The following is a 19,719-nucleotide window of genomic DNA, read 5'->3' as shown; positions in this document are numbered from 1 at the left end:
CGATAAGCACAAAACCATGAACCTGCCCGTTACCCCTGCCCTGTTCACCCCCAGCTGGCGCGCCGAGCTGGAACTGGGCTATGCGCGTTTCGGCGACACCACACGCCCGGTGCTGCGCCGCCACCTCGGCCCGCTGCGCGTGCAAAAACACCTGTACGCCGAAGGCCCCGAGGTGTGCCAGCACATCATCGTGCACCCGCCCGGCGGCATTGCCGGCGGTGATCGCCTCGACATCAGCGCGCAGGTTGCCCAAGGCGCCTGGGCACAGTTGACCAGCCCCGGCGCGGCCAAGTGGTACCGCGCCAGCGGCCCGGCGTTTCAGCAGTTGAATTTGAGCGTGGAGGCCGGCGCGACCCTGGAATGGCTGCCCCAGGAAACCATCGTATTCAGCGCCGCCCAGGCCGAACTGAGCACGCGCATCGACCTGCACGGCGATGCGCGGTTGTTCTACTGGGACGTGGTCGCCCTCGGGCGCCCGGCCAGTGGCGAGCGGTTCGACCTCGGCCACTTTCAATCGCACCTTGATATCCGCCGCGACGGCCAGTTGCTCTGGCATGAGCGCCAGCGCATTGTGGGCGGCGACGGGCTGCTGGACTCGCCTATCGGGCTGGATGGGCAACCGGTGTTTGCCACGTTGCTGGTGACCGGTGAAATCGATGCTCAATTGCTCGGACACTGCCGCTCACTGCCCCACGCGGTGCGCGGCGATTTGACCCAACTGCCCGGTTTGCTGGTTGCGCGCTGCCTGGCCAGCGAAGCGCTGCTGGCGCGGGGATGGTTGATTGAATTATGGAAACTGTTGCGCCCGGCGCTGCTTGGCCGCGAAGCAGTCGCACCAAGAATCTGGAGCACATGAAGATCAAAATTTGGGAGGTGGCAAGCCCCCTCCCACACTTGATCTGCATTGTATTTAAGAATGTATTTAAAGGACCTTGAACCATGGATTTGACCCCACGGGAAAAAGACAAGCTGCTGATCTTCACCGCCGGCCTGGTAGCCGAACGCCGCCTGGCGCGTGGGGTGAAGCTCAACTACCCGGAAACCATCGCCTATATTTCCGCCGCGCTGATGGAAGGCGCCCGCGATGGCCGCACTGTGGCCGACCTGATGCACCACGGCACGACCCTGCTCAGCCGTGAGCAAGTGATGGAAGGCATTCCGGAAATGATCCCGGACATCCAGGTCGAAGCCACCTTCCCGGACGGCACCAAGCTGGTCACTGTCCATCAACCCATTGCGTGAGGCGCGGCAATGATTCGTGATGCTACCGAGCAAGACCTGCCGGCAATCCGCGATATCTACAACGACGCGGTGTTGAACACCACGGCGATCTGGAACGAACAGCCGGTCGACCTGGCTAACCGCCAGGCGTGGTTCAGCGCCCGCCAGGCCCAGGGCTATCCGATCCTGGTGGCGGTGGAAAACGCCGAAGTCACCGGCTACGCCTCGTTCGGCGACTGGCGGCCCTTTGAAGGCTTTCGCTACAGCGTCGAGCACTCGGTGTACGTGCGCAACGACCAGCGCGGCAAGGGCCTCGGCCCGCGCTTGCTGCAGGCCCTGATCGAGCGCGCGCGCAGCTGCGGCAAACAGGTAATGGTGGCGGCCATCGAAAGCGGCAATCTGGCCTCGATCCACCTGCATGAACGCCTGGGTTTCGTCATCACCGGGCAGATGCCACGCGTGGGTATCAAGTTCGGCCGCTGGCTCGACCTGACCTTTATGCAACTGGCCTTGAACCCGGGCGCCGAACCGCCCAAGGAGTGAGATCGATGAGCGCTGCGCAACTGCGTCGAGTCAATGCTGAAAGCTTTGCCCATTACCGCCTCGGCTTGATCGAGCTGTTGCTGGACGCGGTCCGACATGGCGCCTCGGTGGGCTTCATGGCCGACTTCGATGAGACCCAGGCCCGCGCCTACCTGACCGGTGTGCAAGCCGGCATCGAAGACGCCAGCCTGTTGCTGTGGGTGGTGGTGCGCGATGAGCAGGTGGTCGCCAGCGTGCAGTTGGCGCTGTGCCAGAAAGCCAATGGCCTGAACCGTGCCGAGGTGCAGAAGCTGCTGGTGCACAGCCGTGCGCGGCGCCACGGCCTGGGGCAGCAATTGATGAATGCCCTGGAACTCGCCGCACGCCAGCACAAGCGCGGCTTGCTCTACCTCGACACCGAAGCCGGCTCCGGCGCCGAGGCCTTCTACCAGTCGCTGCGCTACACCAAGGTCGGCGAATTGCCCGACTACTGCCAAAGCCCGGACGGGCGCTACAGCCCGACCGCCATTTACTTCAAGACCCTGGGGCAACCTGCATGATTCCTGGCGAATTCCAGATCCAGCCTGGCGAGATCGAACTGAACGTGGGCCGGCGCACCATCAGCCTGAGCGTGGCCAACAGTGGCGACCGGCCGATTCAGGTGGGCTCGCATTATCATTTTTTCGAGACCAATGATGCGCTGACCTTCGACCGCGCCGCGAGCCGCGGCATGCGCTTGAATATTCCGGCGGGCACGGCGGTGCGGTTTGAGCCGGGGCAGAGTCGGGAGGTCGAGCTGGTGGACTTGAGCGGTGGGCGCCGGGTGTTTGGGTTTGCCGGTCGGATCATGGGCGACCTCGACTGATCGTTCCCACGCTCCGCGTGGGAATGCCGCCATGGACGCTCCGCGTCCGCTCTTAACATCGTGACGCAGAGCGTCACAGGATGCATTCCCACGCAAAGCGTGGGAACGATCGAGGACACACACATGAAGATTTCCAGACAAGCCTACGCCGACATGTACGGCCCCACCGTTGGCGACAAGGTCCGCCTGGCCGACACCGAGTTGTTCGTCGAAGTGGAGCAGGACTTCACCGTGTATGGCGAAGAAGTGAAATTCGGCGGGGGCAAGGTGATCCGTGACGGTCAGGGCCAAAGCCAGTTGCTCGCCCATGAAGTGGTCGACACCCTGATCACCAACGCGCTGATCATCGACCACTGGGGCATCGTCAAGGCCGATGTGGGCCTGAAGAACGGCCGCATCCACGCCATTGGCAAAGCCGGCAACCCCGACATCCAGCCCGGCGTGACCATGGCCATCGGCGCCAGCACCGAAGTGATCGCCGGCGAAGGCATGATCCTCACCGCCGGCGGTATCGACTCCCATGTGCATTTCATCTGCCCGCAGCAGATCGAAGAGGCGCTGACCAGTGGCGTCACCACCATGATCGGCGGCGGCACGGGACCTGCCACCGGCACCAACGCGACCACCTGCACCTCAGGGCCTTGGCACCTGGCGCGCATGCTGCAGGCCAGTGATTCGTTCCCGATGAACATCGGCTTTACCGGCAAGGGCAACGCAAGCCTGCCCGAGCCGTTGATCGAACAGGTCAAGGCCGGCGCCATTGGCTTGAAGCTGCACGAAGACTGGGGCACCACGCCCGCCAGCATCGATAACTGCCTGAGCGTCGCCGATGCATACGATGTGCAGGTGGCAATCCACAGCGACACCCTCAACGAATCCGGCTTCGTCGAAACCACCCTCGCCGCGCTCAAGGGCCGCACCATTCACACCTACCACACCGAAGGTGCCGGTGGCGGGCATGCGCCGGACATCATCAAGGCCTGCGGCTTGCCGAATGTGCTGCCCAGTTCCACCAACCCGACGCGGCCGTTCACCCGCAACACCATCGACGAACACCTGGACATGCTGATGGTCTGCCATCACCTGGACCCGAGCATCGCCGAAGACGTGGCCTTCGCCGAAAGCCGCATCCGTCGCGAGACCATTGCCGCCGAAGATATCCTGCACGACCTCGGTGCGTTTTCGATGATCAGTTCCGACAGCCAGGCCATGGGCCGCGTCGGCGAAGTGATCACCCGCACCTGGCAGACCGCCGACAAGATGAAAAAACAGCGCGGCGCCCTGCCGGGTGACGGCCCGGGCAACGACAACTTTCGCGCCAAACGCTATATCGCCAAGTACACCATCAACCCGGCGATCACCCATGGCATCAGCCATATCGTCGGCTCCATCGAAGTCGGCAAATGGGCCGATCTGGTGCTGTGGCGCCCGGCGTTCTTCGGGATCAAGCCCACGCTGATCCTCAAGGGCGGCGCGATTGCCTCCAGCCTGATGGGCGATGCCAACGCTTCGATTCCGACACCGCAGCCGGTGCACTACCGGCCGATGTTCGCCAGCTTCGGCAGCTCACTGCATGCCACCAGCCTGACCTTTATCAGCCAGGCGGCGCAGGAGGCCGGCCTGCCCGAGGCCCTGGGTTTGAAAAAGCAGATTGCGGTGGTCAAGGGCTGTCGCGAGGTGCAGAAGAGCGACCTGATCCATAACGATTACCTGCCGGATATCGAGGTGGACCCGCAGACGTATCAGGTCAAGGCCGATGGTGTATTGCTGTGGTGTGAACCGGCTGAAGTACTGCCGATGGCGCAGCGGTATTTCCTGTTCTAACAACCGCCTCACTGTAACTGTAGGAGCGAGCTTGCTCGCGAAGCACTCAAGGACGCCGCGTTTATTCAGGTTGTACGCGTTATCGTTGACGATCTTCGCGAGCAAGCTCGCTCCTACATTAAGGCAGCTTAGAAGTTCTCGCGCGGGTTGAAGTTGGCTTTCTTGGCCAGCTCCTGCCACAACGCTTTCACCTCGTCGCTACCTGCCGGCGGCATCACCGCCTTGAGCTGCACGAACAGGAAACCACGCTGGCCAGCCTTGTTCAGCAACCCGTGGCCCTTGGCGCGCATGCGCTGGCCGTTCTGGCTGCCGGCGGGCACCTTGAGGTTGATCTTGCCGGTCAGCGTAGGCACCGGGACTTCCGTGCCCAGCGCCAATTCCCACGGCGCCAGCGGCAGGTTGATCACCAGGTTTTCGCCATCCACTTCGAACTTGGCGTGGGGCGCGAACTTGATGATCAGGTACAGATCACCGTTGGCGCCGCCGCCAATTCCGGGCGCGCCCTGGGCCTTGAGGCGGATGCGTTCACCGTCGGCCACACCGGCCGGGATCTTCACGTTCAGGTTCTTGACCGTATTGCTCACGTGCCGGCCAGAAGCGTCGTACTGAGGCACCTGGAAGCTGATCTGCTTGGACTCGGTGGACAGCGTCTCCTCGAGGGACACCGACAACTGCATCTCTACGTCCTGGCCCTTGCGTCCGGCAGGGCGGCGCTGGCCGCCGCCGAACCCGTCGTTGCGCGAGCCGAAGATCGAGCTGAAGAAGTCCGAGAAATCCTCAGTGCCCGCGCTACCGCCAAAGCCGCCACGGCTCTGCCAGCCAGGTGGCCCCTGGAACGGCTGACCGTGCTGGCCATATTTGCGCAGCTCGTCGTACTCGGCACGCTTGTCAGCGCTCTTGAGGGCTTCATAGGCTTCAGACGCGTCCTTGAACTTGGCTTCGGCGTCTTTTTCCTTGCTCACGTCCGGGTGATATTTGCGCGCGAGCTTGCGATAGGCGGCTTTGATTTCCTTGTCGTCGGCGCTCGGCTCGACACCCAGAATCTTGTAGTAGTCTTTGAAATCCATCGGTGGTTCACCATCCTTAAACGAGATCGCACAGCCCGGACACAAGGTGCGCTGGTTTGCACGTGTTGAGTCTTGCGGCCTGGGGTGCGTCGGAGTTTTACAGGCACTTGCCGTATGCACCAGATGTGGGGGCGAATCACGCGCTTTCAAGCGCTATTTAACGGATGGTCGGCCTACGCATCCGGCGTCGACTGGCATACACTGCGCGGCCGTTTTGCAACCGGAACCCGATCGACATGAAAAACCCATCCCCAGCCCGTGCCTGCGGCATCGACTTCGGCACGTCCAACTCCACCGTCGGCTGGATCCGCCCCGGCGAGGAGACGCTTATCGCGCTGGAGGACGACAAGATCACCCTGCCGTCAGTGGTGTTCTTCAACTTCGAGGAACGCCGCCCGGTGTACGGTCGCCTGGCGCTGCACGAATACCTGGAGAACTACGAAGGCCGCTTGATGCGCTCGCTCAAGAGCCTGCTGGGTTCCAAGCTGATCAAGCACGACACCAGCGTATTGGGCACGGCGATGCCGTTCACCGACCTGCTGGCGCTGTTCATCGGCCAGCTCAAGAGCCGCGCCGAAGCCACCGCCGGCCGCGAGTTCGAAGAAGTGGTGCTGGGGCGCCCGGTGTTTTTCGTCGATGACGACCCAATGGCCGACCAGGAAGCGGAAAACACCCTGGTCGACGTGGCCCGCAAGATCGGCTTCAAGGACATCTCGTTTCAGTACGAACCGATTGCCGCCGCGTTCGACTACGAGTCGACCATCGAAAAAGAAGAGCTGGTGCTGATCGTCGACATCGGCGGCGGTACCTCCGACTTCTCCCTGGTGCGCCTGTCGCCGGACCGTCGTCACAACGACAACCGCCAGAGCGACATCCTCGCCACCGGTGGCGTGCACATCGGCGGTACCGACTTCGACAAGCAGCTCAGCCTGCAAGGCATGATGCCGCTGTTCGGCTACGGCAGCCGCATGAAAAGCGGCGCCTACATGCCGACCAGCCACCACATGAACCTGGCTACCTGGCACACCATCAACTCGGTGTACTCGCAGAAATCCCAGCTGGCCCTGGGCAGCATGCGCTACGACATCGAAGACACTGGCGGCATCGACCGCCTGTTCAAGCTGATCGAACAGCGTGCCGGGCACTGGTTGGCGATGGAAGTGGAAGAGACCAAGATCCAGCTGACCCATGAAGACAGCCGCCTGGTGTTGCTGGACCGGGTTGAGCCTGGCTTGAGCGTGGAACTGAGCCGCAACCTGTTTGAATCGGCCATTGATGGCCTGCTCGAGCGCGTGCGCAACAGCGTGACCCAACTGCTCAACGACGCCTCGGTGGATGTGGCCCAGGTGGACACGGTGTTCTTCACCGGTGGTTCCAGCGGGATCCCGGCACTGCGCCACAGCATCTCGGCGATGCTGCCGAATGCGCGGCATGTGGAAGGGAATATCTTTGGCAGTATTGGCAGTGGGTTGGCGATTGAGGCCAGCAAACGTTACGGCAACTGAGTTGTAACTTGAATCTGCGGCGCCCCCATCGGGAGCAAGCCCCCTCCCACCTTTGATTTGTGAACACGGTCAAAATGTGGGAGGGGGCTTGCTCCCGATGGCGTCAGCCCAGGCAACACAAAACCTAAACCATCCCACCGAGCTTCAGCTCACTCTTCAAATACGCATAATAAATCGGCCCCGCCACCACCCCCGGCAAGCCGAACGCGGCCTCGAACACCAGCATCGCCAACAACAACTCCCACGACTTGGCACTGATCTGCCCGCCGACGATGCGCGCGTTGAGGAAGTACTCGACCTTGTGAATCACGATCAAATACCCCAGCGCCGCCACCGCGACCCAAATCGACAGCGACAACGCGACAATCGTGATCAGGGTGTTGGACATCAGGTTGCCGATTACCGGCAGCAGGCCGAGCAAGAAGGTCAGCACGATCAGGGTTTTGGTCAGGGGCAGGTGAATGCCGCACAGCGGCAGCACCACGGCGAGGAACACGGCGGTGAAGGCGGTGTTGAGCGCGGCGATCTTGATCTGGGCGAAGACGATGTTGCGAAACGCCTGGACCAACAGGTGCAGGCGGTCGAACAACGCGGCGGCCAGGGGTTTGCGCTTGGTCAGGTCGGGCACGCGCTGCAGGGCGATGATCGCGCCGAGCACCATGCCGATCAGCAAGGTGACGAACATATGAGCCGCGTCTTTGCCGACCAGTTGCAGTTCGCTCAGGTGTTTGCTCAGCCAGTCGCCGATGGCAACGCGGAATTCGGCGGCGCTGGCGGGCAGATAGGCATCGATGGACGGCGGTAACTGGCCGCGTGCGCGGTCGACCACATGCATGAATTTATCCAGCGAGGCGCCGGGGTTTTCCGCTTCATGCAGCAGGAAACTGATCGCGCCGGCGAAGATCAGCGTGAGCACGCTGACGATCAAGGTACCCAGCAAGGCCACCGCCAGCCAGCGCGCACGCCGCCCTTCGATCAGGCGCTGCAGCTGGGGCGTAAGCATGTTGACCAGTTCATAGACCAACAGGCCAGCCAGCAGGCTGGGCAGCAGTTTCAGCGGCAGCACCAGCAGCAACCCGCCGAAAATGATGATGTAGCTGGACAGCAACAACACATGACGCTGAGAAAACGTTGGCATACAGCCTCAAAACGAACGGCGTTAAAGGATGTGCAGGAGCGAGCTTGCTCGCGAAGGTCGCCAACGATAACGCGTTTATTCTGAATAAACGCGGGGGTAATTGAGTTCTTCGCGAGCAAGCTCGCTCCTACAGGGGGGCTGTGTACGAGTGTCGCAGCCTTCTATGGCCTGGGGCTATCAATTCTTCAGGCAAGTACTCATGAAGGTCTTGCGCGCATCACCGGCCAACGCCTTGGTTTTCGCCGACGCGTTGCAATCCTTCATCTTCTGCTGCTGCGGGGTCAGGGTCTTGGCGTCGTTGGCCGCGGGGGCCGACAGGCAGGTCTTCATGAAGGCCTTGCGCTCGTCGCCCTTGAGGGTCTTGGTAGAGGCTTCGGCATTGCAGGTGGTCATTTTGTTTTGCTGGGCGGTGGCGGCAAAACCTTGGGAACACAGCAGCAGGCTCATCATGATCAACGGAATACGCAGCATCTTCATGGAGTTTTCTCCCGGTTACCGTGCCGAAGGGCGCGGCCTACAGCGCAGTGTAGTCAAAACTCGTTACAACTTCACCGGCCATGGATATTCCAGTCGCCGCGATGCCAGTACACGGAGTGCTCATGACACATCCGGTTAAATCCGATAAAACTTTTCGCCCTTTGCGCGACTCACAACCTGGAGCGATCACGCCGGCAGAGCGTGGCGTAAAACCGGATTAGCCCCAGGAGATTGAGATGACTGAAGCACACTTGACTGACGTTACGACCCTGCGCAGCCGCGCCCGCCAGAACGTCGAAAACGGTGCCGTGACCGAAGGCTATAACGCCGACCGCGAAGAAATCATCCGCCTGCTCAACGAAGCGCTGGCCACAGAGCTGGTCTGCGTGTTGCGCTACAAGCGTCATTACTTCATGGCCAGCGGCCTGAAAGCCAGCGTCGCCGCCGACGAGTTCCTGGAGCACGCCACCCAGGAAGCCGAACACGCCGACAAACTCGCCGAACGCATCGTGCAACTGGGCGGCGAGCCGGAGTTCAACCCCGACCTGTTGTCGAAGAATTCCCACGCACAATACGTGGCGGGCAATTCGCTGAAGGAAATGGTCTACGAAGACCTGGTGGCCGAGCGCATCGCGGTGGACAGCTATCGCGAGATCATTCAGTACATCGGCGATAAAGACCCGACTACCCGTCGCATCTTCGAAGAGATCCTGGCCCAGGAAGAAGAACACGCCGATGACATGGCGGATATTCTGCAGGGTCTGTAACCCGCAACACCGCAATACCCCTGTGGGAGGGGGCTTGCTCCCGATAGCATTGTTTCAGTCAAAGATTGATTGGCTGATACACCGCTATCGGGAGCAAGCCCCCTCCCACATTTCGTTATTACTTCACGGTTTTCGGCGCCTTGCCTTCTCGCATCTGTTGCAGCAACGGTGCGCACGCATTCGGCTCGCCGCCACTTGGGGCGACCAGTGCAAGCAACCCGGCAGCCGGGCCGGCGATCACACCCAGGGCGACCATGCCCGCGCCGCGCAGCGCCAGGGGGATGGCTTTCACCCCGGCATTGGGCTTGATGAACGGCCCGTTCACATACAACGGCGAGCGCAGGGAGAACAGACGAAAGCCCTTGGATTCCGGCGTGATGGTCAGGTCCAACTGCTCGGTCGCCATATTCGCTGTGCCATCGACGTAGATGATCGCGTTCTCGGTATCGAACACAAACAAGCGTGTCGTCGCCAAACCGGTCTTGATGCCGAAGTCCGCCGCCGCGCAGTTGATCTTCACTTCCTTGTCGCCAAACAGGCGCCCCACCACGTAGTTGCCCACGTTAAGGCCAGCGATTTCCATCAGGCCACGGCTGATGGCGCCGTCGTTGATCAGCATCTTCAAGTCACCGTTGGCCGTGCCCAGCAGTGCTGCCACGGAGTTGCCGCGCCCGGCAATATCGGCGTCGCCGTTGAGTTCACCAAAGCTGGTTTTCATCGGTTCAAAGGTCGGGAACAGCTGTTTGAGCTTGAAGTTACGCGCCGTGAGTTTCGCGCGGCCTTCCATCGGCGTGGTGCGGCCGTTCAAGCGGATCTGCGCATCGAGTTTGCCGCCGGCCACGCCGAAGCGCAGGGGCTCGAGGCTCAGCTCACCATCATTGAGCACCAGGTGCGTATAGAGGTCGGTGAAAGGCAGGTCGGCGCTGTGCACAATGCGTTTGCCGGTGAATTCCACGTCGGCATCCATCTCGCGCCAGCGCTCGGTGCGGAACTCTTCAACCGGCAAGACTTTGGTGGCCGGTTGTTTGCTTTCGCCGCCACGGGCTTTCTGCTTGGCGTTGGAGTCGGCGCCGATCAAGGGTGCCAGGTCATCCATCAGCAGTTGGTTGGACACCAGCGCGCCGCTGAGCTTGGGCCGTGGCTGGCTCGCAACGTAGGCCAGGTTGCCGTGGATGTCGCTGTTGCCGATCTTGCCGTTGAAGTTTTCATAACGAAATGAAGCGCCGCTGGCTTCGTGCAGCTTGGCGATCAAATGACCGTCGGTTGAGTACGCCGGCGAATCGGGCAATGTCACGCCAGTCAACGGGTAGAGGTTGCCGAGGCTGCTGCCCGACAGCTTCAGGCGCAGGTCGAGGGCGCCGAGGTTGAGCGGGTCGGTCAGGGTGCCGGCCAGGGCGATGCTGGTGTCGGCGATCTGGACCTGGGCCTGCAGCGGGAACGGCTTGGCCGCGTCCTGCAAGGCGAGCAACCCGCCGATCTTGCCGGTGCCGGCGAGCGCCTGGCCATGGTATTGGCCTTTGACCTTGAGGCCGAACGCATAGTCCTGCGGCGCCGAGCCTTTCTCCAAGGCCTTTTTGGCATCGGCGTCACCGACGATTTCACCGAAAGGAATCGGTTTGCCCAGCGGGTCGATGATCACATCGAGGCGGGTCTTGAGGGTCTGGTCGTCGAGGGTGACGTGGCCCTTGTCGAAGCCGATGGCGCCGATGTCCACCACCCAGCTGGAAGGCTCGGCGTCGGGGTCTTTGGGGTCGAACTTGAAGGTCCAGTTGGCCCGGCCGTCCGCCAGGCGCTGCAGGTCGGCGCTCGGTTCGGTGAGGTCGATACGCGGAATCACCACACGTTGTGCCAGCAAGGCCAATGGCGAAATACGCAACTCGACTTTCTTCAGCGTGACCATCTGCGGCTGCTTGGACCAGTCGGGGTTGCCCAGGCTCAGGTCTTCGGCAATCACATGGGGCCACGGCACCCATGCGCGCCAGCCGCCTTCGTCGGGCTCACGCTGCCACACCACCGCCAAGTTGCCATTGATGGCGAACGGGCGGTGCAACTCTTCGGAGACCTTGGCATTGAGGGGGGGCTTGATGCGGTTCCAGTCGAAGAACACCAGGACCAATACCGCGATGGCAATCAACAGAACGAAGCTGGCGCAGCTCCAAGCGACAATTTTTCGAGTGCGCGTCATTGCACAGGGCTCCTGAATACGACTGGCTGGGCAACAGCCTTTGACACAGCTTATAGGACTACGACTGGCAAAGTGCCTGGGGGTTTAACGCAACGGCCGATTTAGCCGAAAAAACCGATTTTCCTGATCAATCCGACAAGGTTGATCATCAACGACGCACCATTGTTACCCAGGTTCGTGTCGAAAATACCCACCCCGGTGCAAAACCGCGTGCTTGAGAGGCGCGTTCTAGAGCCTCCCGTGGGAACAATCAATTCTGTTGATTATTACCATTGTCTTTATGAACTTTTATATCGACTTATCAAGAGTAGCATTAGCCCTGTACCCACTTTATCGCCCTCCCAAGGAGCAACCCTCATGAAACGCCAAGTACTCGCTACCGTCCTGTTATCCATCCTGGCTTCCAGTGCCTTTGCCCTGCCAGCCGCCGAACAGGCCACCCCACAGAACAAAGCCCAAGCCGTGCAGTCCAGCCAGACCCTGGCGCGCAGCGGTTCGCAAGAAGACGAAAATCGTGATTACGCTAAAGGCGCTGTCGCTGAAAACGGTTCGGAACAGGCCAACAAACGCGCCTACACCGAAGGCCTGACCGAAGGTGGCAACGACCGCCTGCAAGAAAAAGGTCTGGTAGAAGGCGGCGCTGAACAAGCCAATGATCGCGCCTACACCCAAGGTCTTGCCGAAGGCGGTGCCGACCGTCTGGAAGAACTGCATCAAGCACAGAGCTAAGCCCATGGTGGCCCAGAAAAAAGCCCGGTCTGTCGATCGGGCTTTCGCTTTTATATAGACCGCGTCACGTCTCGCCCCCGCCAAGTTCGACGCCGGCAAAGCGGTTTTGCTAGAGTGCGTCGCTGTACTCGCCGACAAAGCCCATCCGCTCATGCTGCCCCGCGCCGAACAGAAGCAACAGACCCGCCTCGCCTTGATGGACGCTGCCCGCCATCTGATGGAGTGTGGCCGTGGGTTTGGCAGCCTGAGCCTGCGCGAAGTGGCCAAGACAGCGGGTATCGTGCCTACCGGGTTCTATCGCCATTTCGCCGACATGGACGAGCTTGGGCTCGTATTGGTCAGTGAAGTCGGCCAGACCTTCCGCGCCACGATTCGCCTGGTGCGCCACAACGAATTCGTGATGGGCGGGATCATCGATGCGTCTGTGCGGATCTTTCTCGATGTGGTCTCGGCCAACCGTTCCCAGTTCCTGTTCCTGGCCCGCGAACAATATGGCGGTTGCCTGGCAGTGCGCCAGGCCATCGGCGCCCTGCGCGAAGACATCACCCGCGACCTGGCGGCCGACCTCACGCTGATGCCCAAGCTGCAACACCTGGATGCCGAAGGTTTGCACGTAATGGCCGACCTCATCGTCAAAAGCGTGTTCGCCACCCTGCCCGACATCATCGACCCACCCGCCCACGCGTTGCCTGCCCATCTCACGCCCCAGGCGAAGATCACCCAGCAATTGCGCTTCATCTTTATCGGCCTCAAGCATTGGCAAGGCCTGGGCAGTACCGAGTAATGCCTCAGCCGGCCGTATGAAAGCGCTTGGCCGTGGTGTAGTTCTTGCTCCAATAGGTATTGCTCAACGAATCGATACGCACATTTTTGCCGGTACGCGGTGAATGGATGAATTTGCCTTCGCCGATATACAGCCCGACGTGACTTACCCGCCCCTGCCCGTTGCCTTTGAAAAAGACCGCGTCGCCCGGCTTCAACGCATTGCGCTTGATGGTCGCGGCGGTGGAACGGTGCATCGCAGCCGTGGTGCGCGGAAGCTGAATATTCGCTTCGGTCTTGAACAGATAGACCAGGAAACTGCTGCAATCGAACCCTTGCTCGGTAGACGTACCGCCCCACTTGTAGGGTGTGCCGAGCAATTGATGGGCCCGGTCGATCACATCGTCGACCGAGGACGATGCGGGCTTGGAAACAAAGGTGGGCGGCTGTTGAAGAGTGGCCGAGGCTGATGAGATAAGGCACGACAGGCTGACAATGACGGAACAGATAAGTGACTTGAACATGATGAACATCGCAGTGAATTAAACACGGCGCGAATCTTAAACAACCCCCGTGTAACTCCACGAAGGCCGATTCCCATGGCCTTGTGGGAAAAATCCTTAAAAACGCCACGAAGAATTGGATGAAAGAAGTTTCATGCAACACACGGCCGTTCACCACGCAAAATGCCCTTTTTCGGTGCTAAAACCTGTTCGAGCGCACCAAATCGCAACACAGTTGCACTCAGCGAATGCCCTGCCTTGTGGCGCTCGCGCCCTGCTGACAGGAAATTCCTACGCGCCTGCCGGGTTGGCAAGCCCCTTGCTCTAGCTCCCTTATCGCTCATAGCCGGAAGCTTTCTGATGCTGGTGATCCACCGCCGAATCGCCCCGCAAGCCCTCTGGGCCGCCGAACTGCTGCTGAACTTCGAAGCCCGCAGCAAAAGCCGCCTGCGCTGTTTCAGTGCCGAGGGTGAAGACGTCGGCCTGTTTCTGGAGCGTGGGCAACCGCCGCTGCATGATGGCGAATTCCTACAAGCTGAAGACGGGCGCGTCGTACGTGTCTGCGCGCGCCCTGAACAGCTGCTGCACGTCACCTGCCGCAACGCGTTTGAACTGACCCGCGCCGCCTATCACCTTGGCAACCGCCATGTGGCCCTGCAGGTCGGCGATGGCTGGCTGCGCCTGCTCGATGACTATGTGCTCAAGGCCATGCTTGAGCAGCTGGGCGCCGACGTGCACACCATTGAGGCGCCCTTCCAGCCTGAACACGGGGCCTACGGCGGTGGCCATCATCATTCGCGGCATGGCGATGAAGCCTTCAACTACGCGCCCAAACTGCATCAGTTCGGCGTGCGTCTATGAACCCAGCCTGGGCGCTGTTGCGCCTAGCCAGTCCGCAGTTGCCGATTGGTGGCTACAGCTATTCCCAGGGCCTGGAAATGGCCGTGGACAACGGCCGCGTCAACAATGCCGCCAGCGCGCGGCGCTGGATCAGCGATCAATTGCTGCTCAACCTCGCGCGTTTCGAAGCGCCGCTGCTGCTCGCCCATTGCCGCGCGGCCACTGAACAGGCGTGGCCACGCCTGGCGCAGCTGTGTGAAGAACACCGTGCCAGCCGCGAAACCCGCGAGCTGTATCAGGAGAGCCGGCAGATGGGCTACTCCCTGCAACAACTGCTCAATGGCTTGCCGGAACTGGACGCCGCCGCCCGTGACTTTCTTGCCCAACACCCTGAACCCCATCTCGCCCTCGGCTGGGCGCTGGCCGCGCGGGCCTGGGCAATCAGCGCCGACGACGCGCTCGCCGCCTGGCTATGGAGCTGGCTGGAAAATCAACTGGCCGTGCTGATGAAAACCCTACCCCTGGGCCAGCAAGCCGCGCAGCGCCTGACCAGCGAGCTGCTGCCGCTGTTGCAACAGGCCCAGCAGGAGGCCGACCGCATCGAACCCGATCATCTGGGCAGCGCCGCCTTTGGCCTGTCTTTGGCGTGCATGGCTCATGAACGCCAGTACAGCCGCCTGTTCCGTTCCTGAGACTGTTTTTGGAGAACCTGACATGAACACACAACCCCTGCGCGTCGGCATCGGCGGCCCGGTAGGCTCCGGCAAGACCGCCCTGACCCTGGCCCTGTGCCTGGCACTGCGCGACCGCTACAACCTGGCGGTGGTCACCAACGACATCTACACCCGCGAAGACGCTGATTTCCTGGTGCGCAACCAGGCCCTGGCGCCGGAGCGCATCATCGGCGTGGAAACCGGCGGCTGCCCGCACACGGCCATCCGCGAAGATGCCTCGATCAACCTGGAGGCGGTGGACCAACTCAACCGGCGTTTTCCCGGCCTGGACCTGATTCTGGTGGAGTCCGGCGGCGACAACCTGTCGGCGACGTTCAGCCCCGAGCTGTCAGACCTGACCATCTATGTGATCGATGTGTCCGCCGGCGACAAACTCCCGCGCAAGGGCGGGCCCGGTATTTGCAAATCCGACCTGCTGGTGATCAACAAGATCGACCTCGCGCCGCTGGTGGGTGCCTCGCTGGAGTTGATGAACAGCGACACCCAACGCATGCGCAATGGCAAACCCTTTGTGTTCAGCAACCAGAAAACCGGCGTCGGCCTGGATGAAATCGTCGCCTTTATCGAACGCCAAGGCCTGCTGACCGCTGCCTGATCCCCCTACGGAGCCTGTGTATGAACCTCAAGAAACTGTTCGCCGCCGCCACGTTGCTGCTGGCCCCCGCCCTCGCGTTTGCTCACCCGGGTCACGGCGACAATGGCCTGGTTGCCGGCATCAGCCACCCGCTGGGCGGTCTCGATCACTTGCTGGCCATGGTTGCGGTCGGGTTGTGGGCGGCGCAGCAAAAAGGCAATGCACGCTGGGCCCTGCCTTGCGCCTTCGCCGGCACCATGTTGATTGGCGGCATGCTGGGGTTTGAAGGCCTGCAACTGCCGGCGCTGGAAAGCGGGATCGCCGCGTCGGTGCTGGCGCTGGGCCTGGCGGTGGCGCTGGTAGTACGGCCGCCGTTGTTCGTGGCGGTGGCGGCGACGGCGTTGTTTGCCCTGTTTCACGGCGTGGCCCATGGCTTGGAACTGCCGGACATGTCCAGCCCCTGGGCGTATGCGGCGGGGTTTGTCGGCGCAACTGCGGCGCTGCACGCGGCGGGCTATGCGGTGGTACGTTTGCTGCCAGCGGCGGCGGCACCGTTGGTGCGGGTGGCCGGGGCTGCGTCGGCGGCGACTGGGGTCTGGTTGTTGGCGGGCTGATAGATCGTTCCCACGCTCCGCGTGGGAATGCAGCCGGGGACGCTCCGCGTTCCTACGCATGACGCGGAGCGTCATGAAAAGCATTCCCACGCAGAGCGTGGGAACGATCAGCCTGATACCATGCGCGCCACACCCCTGCCGTGACGACGCCAGCCGATGCCCCAACCTCTTTTGAACTCCGTGCTCACGCACTTCCACAACCTGATCGTGCCGCTCTGGCAGGGCCCGGGCTGGAATGCCGACCTGGCGCTGCCGTACGAGGCACTGGACGCCGATCACCAGCCGTTACCCCCACAACGCTACCGCGCCATGGCCTGCGCCCGGCAGTTGTACCTGTTCGCCAGCCTGATCGGCGAACCCGGTGCAGCCTTTGCCGAGGAACGCGCCGCCACACTGTTCCGCTCCTTGCAACGGCACTTCCACGACGCCGAACACGGCGGCTGGTTCTACAGCATCGACCCGGCCGGGCAGCCGCTGGATAAACGCAAAGACCTCTACACCCACGCCTTCATCATCTTTGCCTGCGCCCATTACTGGGCCAAGGTGCGTGAACCGTTGGTGGAATCGGTGCTCAATGCCGCGCTTGCCGTGGTCGCCGAACGCTTCGCCAGCGGCGACGGCCTCTACGAAGCGGTGCTGGAGCGCAACTGGTCAAGCCTCAAGTCGGGCCCCTTGCAGAACCCGCTGATGCACCTGGCCGAAGGCTTTCTCGCCACACTGGCGGTGCGTGACGATCCCCTCACGCGTGACGCATTGCTGGACTTGGCCGGCGCCCTGCAAAAGCGCTTTATCGACCGCCAGCACGGCGTAATGATGGAAAAACCCCTGGGCGCTGTGGATAACTGGTTCGAGCCAGGGCATCAGTTCGAGTGGTTCTTTTTGCTCGAGTCGTCAGAGGTGCTGCGCGGTACAGCGCTGCATGCCTCACTGACGCGAGCGTTTGCCTATGCTGAGCAAAAGGGTGTGGATAAGTTAAGCGGTGCGGTCAGCGGCATGCTGTCTGTGGATGGCACGGTGCGCGACGGCACCCAGCGTATCTGGGCGCAGGCTGAATACCTGCGGGCGTTGACCTTGCGGCCCGGCAGCGGAGCGGTGCTGCAACGCCAGTTGCTGGCGCTGCAGAACAACTTCCTGCACGACAAGGGCTGGCACGAATGCCTGGATGCCCAGGGTGCGGTGAGCCGACGGGACATGCCGTCGACCACCCCTTACCATTTGGCTACTTGCTATCAGGGGCTGATCCAGCACCAGGGCTGACCTTCAGGGCCTCATCGGGGGCAAGCCCCCTCCCACACTTTGATTTGTGAATGCATTCAAATGTGGGAGGGGGCTTGCCCCCGATGGCCTCACCTCGGTCTAACTGACTTCACGCAATCCACTTGCGATCCCCCGTAAAACTGATCGTCAGCCAACGAGCCGCATCCGGCGTGCCGAGCCCTGTGGATATCTCCTCGCGCAGTCCGTCGAGGGTCGCGACGTTATCCACCGGGTAATCCGCCGGCAACACCACATGGATTTCGATGAACCGCGCCCGCCCGTGCTTTTGCACATAGGACACGTAGTCATCGAAACCATGCCTGGCCTTGGCCGCGTCCATCACTTCGCGCACGGTGTCGTCCAGGTGATCCGGGGCGATCCCCAGCACCTCACGCAACGCCGGGCGCAGGATCTTGAACGCCGGTGCCAGCATGCTCAGGGCCAACAGGATCAGGATCAGCGGGTCGACATACACCGCCCATTCGCCATACCCCTGGGACTTGAGCAGCAGTGCCGCCAGAAAGCTGATCAACAGGCCTACCGACAGCATCGCGTCCACCAGCCAACTGATGTTGTCGAACTGGATCAGCGAGGATTTCAGCGTGCGATTGCGGTAGCGCACATAGAAGAAGTAGGCGAACTCCACCACGGTAAACACCGCCGCATAAATGATCACCAGCCCCAACTCGATCTCGCGCCCGCCGTTGATGATGCCGAACACGCCGTTGAGAAACGCATAGATGGCGATCAACAGCAGAAAGCTGCCTTCGATCAACAGCACCATGGGCTCCAGGTGCCAGTAGCCGAACTGGAAACGCTCGTTGCTTTTCTTGGCGATCAGCTTGGCCGTGATCAGCATCAACACCTTGATGGCGGTGGCGATCAGCGAGAAAAAGCCGTCGAACAGAATGGATTGGGCGCCGGATATCACACCCGTGACAATCCCGGCGATCGCAACTGCGAACATCAGGATGGTCGATTGTTTGAGCAGTGCCTGCTCACCTCGGTTACTCACATTTCCTCCCGTCAAAACCTTTAAACCGCACAGTGCGGAGGGTTTTCAGGAGCGGAGTGTACCTTTGATCGTTCCCACGCTCTGCGTGGGAATGCATGGTGTGACGCTCTGCGTCACCAGCAAAGCGCGACGCAGAGCGTCCCCGGCGGTATTCCCACGCGGAGCGTGGGAACAATCAGTTGAGCCTTACTTGGCCCCACGCTCAATCGCAAACCCAGCCCAGGTCTGGCTCACCGGCATCAGCTCCAAGCGGTTGATATTCACGTGCGCCGGCGTATTCAGCACCCAGAAGATCGTGTCGGCAATATCCTGCGGCTGGATCGGCTCGGCGCCCGCGTAGGTCGCGTCATAACGCGCCTGATCACCGCCGAAACGCACCAGGGAAAATTCGCTCTCGCACAAGCCCGGCTCGATGTTGGTCACCCGCACACCGGTGCCTTGCAGATCGCAGCGCAGGTTCAGCGAGAACTGCTTCACGAACGCCTTGGACCCGCCATACACATGGCTGCCCGGATAAGGGTAGTTACCGGCGATGGAACCCAGGTTGATGATCCCGGCGCCACGGCCATGGGCGATCAGGCGCGGCAGCAGCAGGTTGGTGGTGGTCAGCAGCCCTTTGATATTGGTGTCGACCATGGTTTCCCAATCGTCGAGGTTGCACTTGGGCGCAGGGTCGGTGCCCACGGCCAGGCCGGCGTTGTTGATCAGCCCGCGCAACGTGGCGAACGAGGGCGGCAGGTTGGCAATGGCGTCTTCCATGCCTTTGCGATCCCGCACGTCCACCACCAGGCCATGCACTTCGGTCTGCTTGGAGAGCTCTTCGACCAGCGCATTCAAGCGCTCGGCACGCCGGCCGGTGAGCACCAGTTTCCAGCCGGCGTCGGCAAAACGGCGGGCACAGGCTTCACCGAAACCTGAAGTGGCGCCAGTAATAAACAGCGTGTCGGACATGGTGGTCTCCTTGCGGGCAACGGGAAAAGTTGCCAGCAGAATGCCCTTACGCTGCCCTCGCGGCAACCGCTACGCGCGCATCTTCCTACTCGCCTGATCACTTTTTAACCACGCCGGGCAGAGCTATGCAGATCAGGGCCTGCAGCCACATACGCGCAGGTTATCCACA

At 61.5% G+C, this 19,719-nt stretch carries 22 protein-coding genes; 15 read left to right on the top strand and 7 right to left on the bottom strand.

What is annotated here, in order from left to right; translation table 11 throughout:
• Window positions 1-16: 16 nt before the first annotated feature.
• The 6 genes from C4J88_RS02905 to ureC all read left to right on the top strand — a co-directional run bounded on the left by C4J88_RS02905 (window position 17) and on the right by ureC (window position 4,432).
• A complete protein-coding gene (locus C4J88_RS02905) occupies window positions 17-856 on the top strand; it encodes an urease accessory protein UreD (RefSeq protein ID WP_124406170.1) in 840 nt (279 codons plus the stop codon).
• Between the two features lie 83 nt (window positions 857-939).
• Window positions 940-1,242 (top strand): urease subunit gamma, encoded by a 303-nt coding sequence (locus C4J88_RS02900; RefSeq protein WP_124406169.1) that lies wholly within the window; start codon window positions 940-942, stop codon window positions 1,240-1,242.
• Window positions 1,243-1,251: 9 nt separating this feature from the next.
• Complete coding sequence (locus C4J88_RS02895) at window positions 1,252-1,764, top strand: GNAT family N-acetyltransferase (RefSeq protein WP_124365661.1); 513 nt, start codon at window positions 1,252-1,254, stop codon at window positions 1,762-1,764.
• 5 nt (window positions 1,765-1,769) lie between these two features.
• Window positions 1,770-2,303, top strand: a complete 534-nt coding sequence (locus C4J88_RS02890; protein WP_124365660.1) for a GNAT family N-acetyltransferase — start codon at window positions 1,770-1,772, stop codon at window positions 2,301-2,303.
• Window positions 2,300-2,608: an urease subunit beta gene (locus C4J88_RS02885; RefSeq protein WP_124361066.1), complete on the top strand. Its 309-nt coding sequence runs from the start codon at window positions 2,300-2,302 to the stop codon at window positions 2,606-2,608. The genes C4J88_RS02890 and C4J88_RS02885 overlap by 4 nt, the downstream gene beginning before the upstream one ends.
• A 123-nt stretch (window positions 2,609-2,731) precedes the next feature.
• Complete coding sequence (gene ureC, locus C4J88_RS02880; protein ID WP_124365659.1) at window positions 2,732-4,432, top strand: urease subunit alpha; 1,701 nt, start codon at window positions 2,732-2,734, stop codon at window positions 4,430-4,432.
• Between the two features lie 128 nt (window positions 4,433-4,560).
• Here the strand turns inward: ureC and C4J88_RS02875 are convergent, their stop codons facing one another.
• Entirely contained in the window at window positions 4,561-5,499 is a 939-nt protein-coding gene (locus C4J88_RS02875) for a DnaJ C-terminal domain-containing protein (RefSeq protein WP_124365658.1), read from the bottom strand.
• A 236-nt stretch (window positions 5,500-5,735) separates the two neighbouring features.
• On the opposite strand from C4J88_RS02875, the gene C4J88_RS02870 reads away from it, so the two are divergent.
• Complete coding sequence (locus C4J88_RS02870; protein WP_124406168.1) at window positions 5,736-7,004, top strand: Hsp70 family protein; 1,269 nt, start codon at window positions 5,736-5,738, stop codon at window positions 7,002-7,004.
• 124 nt (window positions 7,005-7,128) lie between these two features.
• On the opposite strand, the gene C4J88_RS02865 is transcribed toward C4J88_RS02870, so the two are convergent.
• Together C4J88_RS02865 and C4J88_RS02860 are read right to left on the bottom strand one after the other, a co-directional pair.
• Window positions 7,129-8,142: an AI-2E family transporter gene (locus C4J88_RS02865; protein ID WP_124361062.1), complete on the bottom strand. Its 1,014-nt coding sequence runs from the start codon at window positions 8,140-8,142 to the stop codon at window positions 7,129-7,131.
• Window positions 8,143-8,319: 177 nt separating this feature from the next.
• Complete coding sequence (locus C4J88_RS02860) at window positions 8,320-8,619, bottom strand: PsiF family protein (RefSeq protein WP_124361061.1); 300 nt, start codon at window positions 8,617-8,619, stop codon at window positions 8,320-8,322.
• A gap of 236 nt (window positions 8,620-8,855) precedes the next feature.
• Between C4J88_RS02860 and C4J88_RS02855 the strand changes: the two genes are divergently transcribed.
• Window positions 8,856-9,386, top strand: coding sequence for a bacterioferritin (locus C4J88_RS02855; protein ID WP_124406167.1), 531 nt, complete (start codon window positions 8,856-8,858; stop codon window positions 9,384-9,386).
• A gap of 118 nt (window positions 9,387-9,504) precedes the next feature.
• On the opposite strand, the gene C4J88_RS02850 is transcribed toward C4J88_RS02855, so the two are convergent.
• Complete coding sequence (locus C4J88_RS02850; RefSeq protein ID WP_124406166.1) at window positions 9,505-11,571, bottom strand: AsmA family protein; 2,067 nt, start codon at window positions 11,569-11,571, stop codon at window positions 9,505-9,507.
• A gap of 357 nt (window positions 11,572-11,928) precedes the next feature.
• Between C4J88_RS02850 and C4J88_RS02845 the strand changes: the two genes are divergently transcribed.
• Together C4J88_RS02845 and C4J88_RS02840 are read left to right on the top strand one after the other, a co-directional pair.
• Window positions 11,929-12,300 (top strand): hypothetical protein, encoded by a 372-nt coding sequence (locus C4J88_RS02845; protein ID WP_124361058.1) that lies wholly within the window; start codon window positions 11,929-11,931, stop codon window positions 12,298-12,300.
• A 151-nt stretch (window positions 12,301-12,451) separates the two neighbouring features.
• A complete protein-coding gene (locus C4J88_RS02840; protein ID WP_057702615.1) occupies window positions 12,452-13,084 on the top strand; it encodes a TetR family transcriptional regulator in 633 nt (210 codons plus the stop codon).
• A 4-nt stretch (window positions 13,085-13,088) separates the two neighbouring features.
• On the opposite strand, the gene C4J88_RS02835 is transcribed toward C4J88_RS02840, so the two are convergent.
• Complete coding sequence (locus C4J88_RS02835; RefSeq protein WP_124406165.1) at window positions 13,089-13,586, bottom strand: C40 family peptidase; 498 nt, start codon at window positions 13,584-13,586, stop codon at window positions 13,089-13,091.
• Between the two features lie 339 nt (window positions 13,587-13,925).
• Between C4J88_RS02835 and ureE the strand changes: the two genes are divergently transcribed.
• The 5 genes from ureE to C4J88_RS02810 all read left to right on the top strand — a co-directional run bounded on the left by ureE (window position 13,926) and on the right by C4J88_RS02810 (window position 17,584).
• Window positions 13,926-14,426: an urease accessory protein UreE gene (gene ureE, locus C4J88_RS02830; RefSeq protein WP_124365654.1), complete on the top strand. Its 501-nt coding sequence runs from the start codon at window positions 13,926-13,928 to the stop codon at window positions 14,424-14,426.
• Window positions 14,423-15,097: an urease accessory protein UreF gene (locus tag C4J88_RS02825; RefSeq protein WP_124406164.1), complete on the top strand. Its 675-nt coding sequence runs from the start codon at window positions 14,423-14,425 to the stop codon at window positions 15,095-15,097. Before ureE ends, C4J88_RS02825 begins: the two co-directional genes overlap by 4 nt.
• Before the next feature lie 22 nt (window positions 15,098-15,119).
• Window positions 15,120-15,734: an urease accessory protein UreG gene (gene ureG / locus C4J88_RS02820; protein WP_017849719.1), complete on the top strand. Its 615-nt coding sequence runs from the start codon at window positions 15,120-15,122 to the stop codon at window positions 15,732-15,734.
• A gap of 20 nt (window positions 15,735-15,754) precedes the next feature.
• Window positions 15,755-16,327 carry a HupE/UreJ family protein gene (locus C4J88_RS02815; protein WP_124406163.1) on the top strand — a complete coding sequence of 191 codons (573 nt, stop codon included), beginning with the start codon at window positions 15,755-15,757 and terminating at the stop codon, window positions 16,325-16,327.
• Between the two features lie 156 nt (window positions 16,328-16,483).
• Complete coding sequence (locus tag C4J88_RS02810; protein ID WP_124406162.1) at window positions 16,484-17,584, top strand: AGE family epimerase/isomerase; 1,101 nt, start codon at window positions 16,484-16,486, stop codon at window positions 17,582-17,584.
• Between the two features lie 109 nt (window positions 17,585-17,693).
• On the opposite strand, the gene C4J88_RS02805 is transcribed toward C4J88_RS02810, so the two are convergent.
• Window positions 17,694-18,599 (bottom strand): cation diffusion facilitator family transporter, encoded by a 906-nt coding sequence (locus C4J88_RS02805; protein WP_124406161.1) that lies wholly within the window; start codon window positions 18,597-18,599, stop codon window positions 17,694-17,696.
• A 186-nt stretch (window positions 18,600-18,785) separates the two neighbouring features.
• Entirely contained in the window at window positions 18,786-19,550 is a 765-nt protein-coding gene (locus tag C4J88_RS02800; protein WP_124365649.1) for an SDR family oxidoreductase, read from the bottom strand.
• Window positions 19,551-19,719 lie beyond the last annotated feature (169 nt).

Origin of the sequence: Pseudomonas sp. R4-39-08 (assembly GCF_003852275.1) — a bacterium.
Lineage (GTDB): Bacteria > Pseudomonadota > Gammaproteobacteria > Pseudomonadales > Pseudomonadaceae > Aquipseudomonas.
Note: the sequence above shows the minus strand (reverse complement) of the source record. Positions and strands in the feature narration are given on the sequence as shown.

What these genes read in the sequence shown, in the direction of transcription:
- C4J88_RS02825 (WP_124406164.1), top strand. Translation starts at nt 14,423, where the DNA reads ATGAACCCAGCCTGGGCGCTGTTGCGCCTAGCCAGTCCGCAGTTGCCG.
- ureC (WP_124365659.1), top strand. Translation starts at nt 2,732, where the DNA reads ATGAAGATTTCCAGACAAGCCTACGCCGACATGTACGGCCCCACCGTT.
- C4J88_RS02900 (WP_124406169.1), top strand. Translation starts at nt 940, where the DNA reads ATGGATTTGACCCCACGGGAAAAAGACAAGCTGCTGATCTTCACCGCC.
- C4J88_RS02850 (WP_124406166.1), bottom strand. Translation starts at nt 11,571, where the DNA reads ATGACGCGCACTCGAAAAATTGTCGCTTGGAGCTGCGCCAGCTTCGTT.
- ureE (WP_124365654.1), top strand. Translation starts at nt 13,926, where the DNA reads ATGCTGGTGATCCACCGCCGAATCGCCCCGCAAGCCCTCTGGGCCGCC.
- C4J88_RS02875 (WP_124365658.1), bottom strand. Translation starts at nt 5,499, where the DNA reads ATGGATTTCAAAGACTACTACAAGATTCTGGGTGTCGAGCCGAGCGCC.
- C4J88_RS02855 (WP_124406167.1), top strand. Translation starts at nt 8,856, where the DNA reads ATGACTGAAGCACACTTGACTGACGTTACGACCCTGCGCAGCCGCGCC.
- C4J88_RS02845 (WP_124361058.1), top strand. Translation starts at nt 11,929, where the DNA reads ATGAAACGCCAAGTACTCGCTACCGTCCTGTTATCCATCCTGGCTTCC.
- C4J88_RS02865 (WP_124361062.1), bottom strand. Translation starts at nt 8,142, where the DNA reads ATGCCAACGTTTTCTCAGCGTCATGTGTTGTTGCTGTCCAGCTACATC.
- C4J88_RS02800 (WP_124365649.1), bottom strand. Translation starts at nt 19,550, where the DNA reads ATGTCCGACACGCTGTTTATTACTGGCGCCACTTCAGGTTTCGGTGAA.
- C4J88_RS02860 (WP_124361061.1), bottom strand. Translation starts at nt 8,619, where the DNA reads ATGAAGATGCTGCGTATTCCGTTGATCATGATGAGCCTGCTGCTGTGT.
- C4J88_RS02870 (WP_124406168.1), top strand. Translation starts at nt 5,736, where the DNA reads ATGAAAAACCCATCCCCAGCCCGTGCCTGCGGCATCGACTTCGGCACG.
- C4J88_RS02810 (WP_124406162.1), top strand. Translation starts at nt 16,484, where the DNA reads ATGCCCCAACCTCTTTTGAACTCCGTGCTCACGCACTTCCACAACCTG.
- C4J88_RS02835 (WP_124406165.1), bottom strand. Translation starts at nt 13,586, where the DNA reads ATGTTCAAGTCACTTATCTGTTCCGTCATTGTCAGCCTGTCGTGCCTT.
- C4J88_RS02905 (WP_124406170.1), top strand. Translation starts at nt 17, where the DNA reads ATGAACCTGCCCGTTACCCCTGCCCTGTTCACCCCCAGCTGGCGCGCC.
- C4J88_RS02890 (WP_124365660.1), top strand. Translation starts at nt 1,770, where the DNA reads ATGAGCGCTGCGCAACTGCGTCGAGTCAATGCTGAAAGCTTTGCCCAT.
- C4J88_RS02840 (WP_057702615.1), top strand. Translation starts at nt 12,452, where the DNA reads ATGCTGCCCCGCGCCGAACAGAAGCAACAGACCCGCCTCGCCTTGATG.
- C4J88_RS02895 (WP_124365661.1), top strand. Translation starts at nt 1,252, where the DNA reads ATGATTCGTGATGCTACCGAGCAAGACCTGCCGGCAATCCGCGATATC.
- C4J88_RS02815 (WP_124406163.1), top strand. Translation starts at nt 15,755, where the DNA reads ATGAACCTCAAGAAACTGTTCGCCGCCGCCACGTTGCTGCTGGCCCCC.
- ureG (WP_017849719.1), top strand. Translation starts at nt 15,120, where the DNA reads ATGAACACACAACCCCTGCGCGTCGGCATCGGCGGCCCGGTAGGCTCC.
- C4J88_RS02885 (WP_124361066.1), top strand. Translation starts at nt 2,300, where the DNA reads ATGATTCCTGGCGAATTCCAGATCCAGCCTGGCGAGATCGAACTGAAC.